Here is a 6,158-nt window from a genome sequence, read left to right on the forward strand (position 1 = left end):
CCACCGGCAGGTGCCCGACCAGCTCACCGTCCAGCAGCGCCGCCTGCGCGCCGCGATCGAGCACGAGCAGGCGCACCGCAGCAGTGCCGGCGACGCGGCCGGCGAGCCCGAGCTGCGGCGGCGACGACCGGCCCGGACCTCCGCCTGACCCAACCCGACCGACCCGCGCCGGCCTGACGCCGGGGCGAGAACATCTAGGAGACATCCGTGACCCAGCGTGTCGTCCTCGCCTACTCCGGAGGGCTGGACACCTCCGTGGCCATCGGCTGGATAGCCGAGAAGACCGGCGCCGAGGTGGTGGCCGTGGCCGCCGACGTCGGCCAGGGCGGCGAGGACCTGGAGGAGGTCCGCAAGCGCGCGCTGGCCTGCGGGGCCGTCGAGTCCGAGGTGCTCGACCTGCGCGAGGAGTTCGCCGACGACTACTGCCTGCCCGCGCTGAAGGCCGGCGCCCTCTACATGGAGCGGTACCCGCTGGTCTCGGCGCTGTCCCGGCCGGTGATCGTCAAGGCGCTGGTCGAGGCCGCCCGCAAGTACGGCGCGGACACCGTCGCGCACGGCTGCACCGGCAAGGGCAACGACCAGGTCCGCTTCGAGGTCGGCATCGGTGCGCTCGCCCCCGACCTGCACGTGCTCGCCCCGGTCCGGGACGCCGGCATGACCCGGGACGAGGCGATCGCCTTCGCCGAGCGGGCCGGCCTGCCGATCGACGTCAGCGGCCGCTCGCCGTACTCGATCGACCAGAACCTCTGGGGCCGCGCGGTCGAGACCGGCTTCCTCGAGGACCCCTGGAACTCGCCGATCGAGGAGCTCTACTCGTACACGTCCGACCCGACCGTCACGCGGGAGCCGGACGAGGTGCTCATCCGCTTCGACCAGGGCGTGCCGACCGGGATCGACGGCCGGCCGGTGACCGTGCGCCAGGCCATCGAGGAGCTCAACGTCCGGGCCGGGGGCCAGGGCGTCGGCCGGCTCGACATGGTCGAGGACCGGCTCGTCGGCATCAAGAGCCGTGAGGTGTACGAGGCGCCCGGCGCGATCGCCCTGCTGGCCGCGCACCGGGAGATCGAAGACCTCACCGTCGAGCGGGACCTGCGCCGGTTCACCCAGGGCGTCCGGCAGCGCTGGACCGAGCTGGTCTACGACGGGCTCTGGTTCTCCCCGCTCAGGCGGGCCCTGGACGCCTTCCTCGACTCGGCCCAGGAGCACGTCACCGGCGAGGTCCGGCTCCGGCTGCACGGCGGCTCCGCCGTCGCGACCGGCCGCCGCAGCGAGGCCACCCTCTACGACTACGCGCTGGCCACGTACGACACCGGCGACACCTTCGACCAGTCGCTCGCCCGCGGCTTCGTCCAGCTCTGGGGCCTCCCCAGCCGGATCGCCGCGACCCGGGACCTGGCCGTGAGCAAGGCCGACCGGCCGGGGCCGGCATGACCGTGCCGACCCCGCCCGGCGGCATGCGGCTGTGGGGCGGCCGGTTCTCCGGCGGACCGGCCGAGGCGCTGGCCCGGCTGTCGGTCTCGGTGCAGTTCGACTGGCGGCTCGCGCCGTACGACCTGGCCGCCTCCCGGGCCCACGCCCGCGTCCTGCACCGGGCCGGCCTGCTCGACGACGACGAGCTGGCCCGGATGCTCGGCGCGCTGGACGACCTGGAGGCCGACGTCCGGGCCGGCACCTTCGTGGCCACGATCGACGACGAGGACGTGCACACCGCGCTGGAGCGGGGGCTGCTGGAGCGGCTCGGCCCGCTCGGCGGGAAGCTCCGCGCGGGCCGCAGCCGCAACGACCAGGTCGCCACCGACCTGCGTCTCTACCTGCGCGACGCCGCCCGGCAGCTGGCCGGAGCGGTCGCCGAGCTGGAAGCGGCGCTGGTCGGCCGGGCCGAGGAGCACCGGGACGTGCCGATGCCCGGCATGACCCACCTGCAACACGCGCAGCCGGTGCTGTTCGCGCACCACCTGCTCGCCCACGTGCACGCGCTGGCCCGCGACCTCGACCGGTTGCGGGACTGGGACCGGCGGGCCGCGGTGAGCCCGCTCGGCGCCGGCGCGCTGGCCGGCTCGTCGCTGCCGCTGGACCCGCAGCTGACCGCGCAGGAGCTGGGCTTCCGCTCGGCCGCGACCAACTCGATCGACGCGGTCTCCGACCGGGACTTCGTCGCCGAGTTCCTGTTCGTGACCGCGTTGCTGGGCGTGCACCTGTCCCGGATCGGGGAGGAGATCTGCCTCTGGGCCACCAGCGAGTTCCGCTGGATCCGGCTCGACGACGCGTACTCGACCGGTTCCTCGATCATGCCGCAGAAGAAGAACCCGGACATCGCCGAGCTGGCCCGGGGCAAGGCCGGCCGGCTCATCGGCGGGCTGACCGGGTTGCTGGTGACGCTCAAGGGCCTCCCGCTCGCGTACGACCGGGACCTGCAGGAGGACAAGGAGCCGGCCTTCGACGCGGTCGAGCAGCTGCTGCTGGTGCTGCCGGCGCTGGCCGGGCTGATCCGGACCATGACCGTGGACACCGCCCGGCTCACCGCGGCCGCGCCCGAAGGCTTCGCGCTGGCCACCGATGTCGCCGAGTGGCTGGTGCGGACCGGGGTGCCGTTCCGGCAGGCCCACGAGATCGCCGGGGAGGTCGTGTCCTACTGCGAGCGGGCCGGTAAGGAGCTGACCGACCTGGACGACGCCGAGCTCGCCGCCGTCGACCCGCGGCTCACCCCGGAGGTCCGTACGGTGCTCGACGTGCCGGGGGCGCTGCGGGCCCGCTCGGCCCACGGCGGCACCGCGCCGGACCGGGTGGCCGATCAGCTGGCCGAGCTGACCGGGACCGTGCAGGATCACCTGGCGTGGTCGGCGGAGAAGGCAGCAGCGGGGGAGTTGGGCCGCTGAGCCGACCCTTCGATCAGGATCTGCTGTCCGGCCCGGTGCTCGTCGCGGCCCGGCACCTGCTCGGCGCGGTGTTCGAAGTGGACGGTCCACAGGGGACTGTCGCGGTGACACTGTCCGAAGTGGAGGCCTACGCCGGACCGGTGGATCCCGCCTCGCATGCCTTTCGCGGCCGTACGAAGCGCAACGCGGTGATGTTCGGACCGGCCGGCTTCCTGTACGTCTACTTCGTCTACGGCATGCACTGGTGCTGCAACGTCGTCACCGGACCGGACGGCGACGCCAGCGCCGTGCTGCTGCGGGCCGGCCGGGTCGTCACCGGCGTCGACCTCGCGCGCGCCCGCCGACCGGCCGCCCGCACCGACGTCGAGCTCGCCCGCGGTCCGGCCCGGCTCGCCAGCGCGCTCGGCCTCACCGGCCCCGACACCGGCGCGGACCTGCTCGACGACGCCTCTCCGGTCCGGCTGCGCACGGGCACCCCGGTCGCCGACGCCGACATCAGGACCGGCCCGCGCGTCGGCGTCGCCGTGGCGGCCGACCGCCCCTGGCGACTCTGGATCGCCGACGACCCCACCGTCAGCCTCTACCGAGCCGCCACCCGCCGCCGCTCCATCCCCACCTGATCCGGCCGGCCCCGGTCTGTGTGCCTGACGCCGGCGGCACCGGTACTGGGCTCGCGCCCGTACGGCAGACTCCTACCGTGACCGCGACCACCTCGCCACCACCCGGCGTCAGCGCCGACGACCTGCCGCCGCCGCTGCGCGAGGCGCACGACCGGCTCGCCTTCGGAGCGGCCGAGGTGCTCCCGGCCGGCGGCCTGGCCGAGCGCCTGCTGGCCGCCGAGCGCGAGGGCCGGCCGTTGCGGGTGAAGCTGGGCATCGACTCGTCCGGCGCGAACCTCACGCTCGGCCACGCGGTCGTGCTGCGCAAGCTCCGCCAGTTCCAGGACCTGGGGCACACCGCGGTGCTCATCGTCGGCGGCTTCACCGGCCGGGTCGGCGATCCCACGGGCCGGACGAACACCCGCTCCGCGCTCACCGCCGAGCAGACCGCCGAGAACTCGCGGCGCTACTTCGAGCAACTGATGCGGGTGCTGGACCCGGATCGGGTCGAGGTCCGGGACAACGCCGAGTGGCTCGACCCGATGACGATGGCCGAGATCATGTCGTACGCGCGGGAGGTGACCATCGCGCGCCTGCTGGAACGGGACGACTTCGCCCGCCGGCACCGCGAGCATCTGCCGCTCTCGCTGGTGGAGTTCTTCTACCCGCTCCTGCAGGGCATCGACTCGGTCGCGGTGCACTCGGACGTCGAGCTCGGCGGGACCGACCAGACGTTCAACAACCTCATGGGCCGCGATCTGCAACGGACGCACGGCCAACCCCCGCAGGCGGTGCTCACCGTGCCGCTGCTGGTGGGCACCGACGGGGTCGAGAAGATGGGCAAGTCGCTCGGCAACTGGATCGGGATCGAGGAGCCACCGGACGAGCAGTTCGGCAAGGTGATGTCGATCCCGGACCCGGTGATCGGGCACTACGCCCGATTGGCGACCGACCTGCGCCCGGACCAGGTGGCCGAGCTGGAACGCGAGGCGTCCGCCGGCGGCCCGGCCGCGAACCGGGCCAAACGCCGGATCGCGGCCGAGGTGGTCGCGCTCTACCACGGCCCGGATGCGGCCGAGGCGGCTGAACGTCGCTTCGACACCGTGCACCGGCAGCACGAGGTGCCCGACGACCTGCCGGAACGGGCGTTGCCGCCGGGGGACCCGGTGCACCTGCCCGCGTTGCTGGTCGAGCTCGGTTTCGCCAGGTCCAGCAGCGCCGCCCGACGCCTGGTCGACGACGGCGCCGTCCGGGTGGACGGGGACCGGCTGCCCGCCCGCGAGTACGACCTGGGCCGGGACCGGCTGGCCGGGCACGTCCTGGCCGCGGGCAAGCGGAACCTCGTCCGGCTGTCCGGCTGACGCGGACGCGTCGCCGCCGTCACCCGATTGGGCCCACAGCGGGTCGGATCGAGCGCCGGCGGCAACGCCGTGTAACGTTGCTGCCTGCCGGACACCCGGTCGGTTGAACCAGAGTGGGGCCCAACGACGGGAACGCCCGCCACGGACCAGCCGGAGCAAGCATGTAAGGTTGTGACAGGAACAAGCGCCTCGGTCCGAAGGATCGGCAGTCCGGAGCCCGTCGTAGGGAACATCCGGCCGTCGTGAAGTTCGGGGAGGGGCCTCGGGTCTGATGTTGGTCTCCGGAGCGGACCATCCGCTGCGGTGACGAGCATCAGACCTCCGGACCCGCTGACGAAGGTCGGCGTGGGTTCGGCACATCTGCGGTACGTACGTGACGGCCAGCCGGTCGGCGCGTGTCCGCTCAGGATCAGTGCCAGCTGGGATCGCGGTCATCGACCGCGGTCCGGTCGGGGTTCGATGCTCCAGCGCCGGTTCGCCGGCGTGCTCGATCGACACTGTCGGCGTGAGTCAACGGTGTCGCCGGACCACGGTCCGGGAGAGCGACGGAAGCGGATTTGACTCCGCAGCCACCGCCCTCCTAACGTGTTCCACGCCCCGAACGCCGGAGAACTTCGCCGGACGGGACGGGCTCCATCACTCGGAACCGCGGGTCACACCGTGGCAAAGAAGGATGGACGGGCGGTGCGGGACTCGAACTCCGGTTTGACAGCGCGAAACCGACCAAGTAACGTTCAGCGAGTTGCCCCGAGACAGACTGAAAGGTCTAGACCGGTGCGCATCCGCTCCTTGAGAACTCAACAGCGTGCCGAAAGTCAGTGCCAAGTTTTACCCCGTGGCAGGGGCTGGGTCCAGTCACCGACTGGCTCCGAATCCTGCTGTGGATTCCTTTGGTACACGACGAGCACACAGCTTGTCGAGACCAGCGATCACTCCGTAGGCACTCCGGCCCGTCGTGGACGGTCCGGTAAGCCATACAAAGCATTCACGGAGAGTTTGATCCTGGCTCAGGACGAACGCTGGCGGCGTGCTTAACACATGCAAGTCGAGCGAGGCCCTACCTTCGGGTAGGTGTCCTAGCGGCGAACGGGTGAGTAACACGTGGGCAACCTGCCCTCAGCTCTGGGATAACTCCGGGAAACCGGGGCTAATACCGGATACGACCTCTACGGGCATCCAACGAGGTGGAAAGTTTTTCGGCTGAGGATGGGCCCGCGGCCTATCAGCTTGTTGGTGGGGTGACGGCCTACCAAGGCGACGACGGGTAGCCGGCCTGAGAGGGTGACCGGCCACACTGGGACTGAGACACGGCCCAGACTCCT

General features: G+C 72.0%; 4 protein-coding genes and 1 rRNA gene. All 5 read left to right on the forward strand.

Annotated elements, in window-relative coordinates; all coding sequences use genetic code 11:
* The first annotated feature begins 207 nt into the window (after positions 1 to 207).
* Positions 208 to 1,431, forward strand: a complete 1,224-nt coding sequence (locus tag VGP36_05355) for an argininosuccinate synthase (GenBank protein ID HEV7654155.1) — start codon at positions 208 to 210, stop codon at positions 1,429 to 1,431.
* On the forward strand, positions 1,428 to 2,876 hold the full coding sequence (gene argH, locus VGP36_05360) for an argininosuccinate lyase (GenBank protein ID HEV7654156.1): 1,449 nt from the start codon (positions 1,428 to 1,430) through the stop codon (positions 2,874 to 2,876). Before VGP36_05355 ends, argH begins: the two co-directional genes overlap by 4 nt.
* Positions 2,834 to 3,496, forward strand: coding sequence for a DNA-3-methyladenine glycosylase (locus VGP36_05365; GenBank protein ID HEV7654157.1), 663 nt, complete (start codon positions 2,834 to 2,836; stop codon positions 3,494 to 3,496). Before argH ends, VGP36_05365 begins: the two co-directional genes overlap by 43 nt.
* A gap of 77 nt (positions 3,497 to 3,573) precedes the next feature.
* Positions 3,574 to 4,836 carry a tyrosine--tRNA ligase gene (tyrS, locus tag VGP36_05370; GenBank protein ID HEV7654158.1) on the forward strand — a complete coding sequence of 421 codons (1,263 nt, stop codon included), beginning with the start codon at positions 3,574 to 3,576 and terminating at the stop codon, positions 4,834 to 4,836.
* A 984-nt stretch (positions 4,837 to 5,820) separates the two neighbouring features.
* Positions 5,821 to 6,158: ribosomal RNA gene (locus VGP36_05375) — 16S ribosomal RNA — on the forward strand; the annotation flags it as partial.

The sequence above is a fragment of the Mycobacteriales bacterium genome (assembly GCA_035995165.1).
Taxonomy (GTDB): domain Bacteria; phylum Actinomycetota; class Actinomycetes; order Mycobacteriales; family CADCTP01; genus CADCTP01.